Raw genomic sequence first — 1,499 nt, forward strand, 5'->3', positions numbered from 1 at the left:
GGCGGTTTCTAGCGGTCGTTGCAACACCTGATGGTTTAGGTGCTTTGAATTAGATCACGTAAACGCTCGGCTGGGGTATCCCAGTCGAGCGTTTTGCGTGGGCGGGCGTTGAGCTCTTGCGCGACGTGTTCGAGGTCTTCGGGCCCGTAGACGGAGAGATCGGTTCCTTTGGGGAAGTATTGGCGTAGGAGCCCGTTGGTGTTCTCGTTCGAGCCGCGCTGCCAGGGGCTGGCTGGGTCGCAGAAATAGACGTCGATGTCAGTGGCGATCTTGAACGATTTGTGGGCAGCCATCTCGGCGCCCTGGTCCCAGGTGAGCGACCCACGCAGGTGCTCGGGTAGCGAGCCCATCGTGGTGACCAATGCGTCGCGGACGGACTCGGCGGTGTGGTCGTGGGGCAGGTGGAGCAGCATCACGTAGCGAGTGGTGCGTTCGACCAGGGTGCCGATCGCACTCTGGTTCAGAGTGCCGGTGATCAGGTCGCCTTCCCAGTGGCCGGGCACCGCGCGGTCGTCGACTTCGGCGGGGCGGTCGGAGATCATGACCATCTCGTCGGCGAAGCGGGGCCGGCGGGCCTCTCCGGTGTTCTGGGGTTTTCGGCGGGACCGGCCGGTGCGCAGCGTCGCGGCCACTTCCCGGCGCAGTCCGCCGCGGCCCTGGAGATATAGGGCCTGATAGATCGTTTCGTGGGTCACGCGCATCTCTTGATCATCAGGATAAGTCTTGACCAGAGTGCGACTGATTTGTTCCGGTGACCAGCGAATCCGCAATTTGCTTGTCACGTAGGCGCGCAATCGTGGTGTGGTTTGCAGCTTGCGGTTCTTGGGCCGGGGCCGCCGGGCCGCAGCGGCGCGATGCGCCGCATACGGCAGGTAGCCATGGACCGGGACGGTATTGCGGGCGATCTCCCGACTGATCGTCGACGGCGCCCGGCGCAACGCGGTGCTGATGGTTCGCAATGACGAGCCGGCGGCAATCATGTCCCGGATCGTTTCCCGTTCTGACAAAGACAGGTAGCGGTTGCTGATCGGTTGCTCCAGCGCCGCCGGTACCGCAGGAAGAAGGGTGGTCATTCCACTTGTGTAGTCGATCACGCGCCCATCAGGGCGAATGCGCTTGTTACTCACGTGTCGGATTCCGAGGTCCCAGTCCTGGGCGGTGCGAATGTTCACACCGATCCGGCGCGCGGCCTCGAGTCGGTGAACGCCGGCGGATCGCAGCCGTGAATATTCCTCCCGGCCCGGGTGGGGTACTCGCCCGCCCACACCTTTCACCCGGCCCCACCGGGCTGCCGTGCCCGGATTGAACCCCAGCTCGGCAGCAGCAGCCGCCTTCGATCCCAGCCGCTCGAACGCCAAGAAGAACGCATCAACATCCTGCTGCGTATAGGTCCTCTTGATTCTTTTCTCACCCGAAGACGGGTTTCCACTCGTTAACGAAGACACGGTCGTTGCAACTCCCAGAAGTACGGGGTGTTGCAACGACCGCTAGAACCCAAG

General features: G+C 63.2%; 1 protein-coding gene. It reads right to left on the reverse strand.

Annotated features, from left to right (window positions below; genetic code table 11):
• Nucleotides 1-35 precede the first annotated feature (35 nt).
• The gene (locus RCH12_RS18460) at nucleotides 36-1,220 is read right to left on the reverse strand and encodes an IS30 family transposase (protein ID WP_442784598.1); all 1,185 of its coding nucleotides are present in this window, start codon (nucleotides 1,218-1,220) and stop codon (nucleotides 36-38) included.
• Nucleotides 1,221-1,499: the final 279 nt, after the last annotated feature.

This window comes from Cryobacterium sp. MP_3.1, assembly GCF_035984795.1.
Taxonomy (GTDB): Bacteria; Actinomycetota; Actinomycetes; order Actinomycetales; family Microbacteriaceae; genus Cryobacterium; species Cryobacterium zongtaii.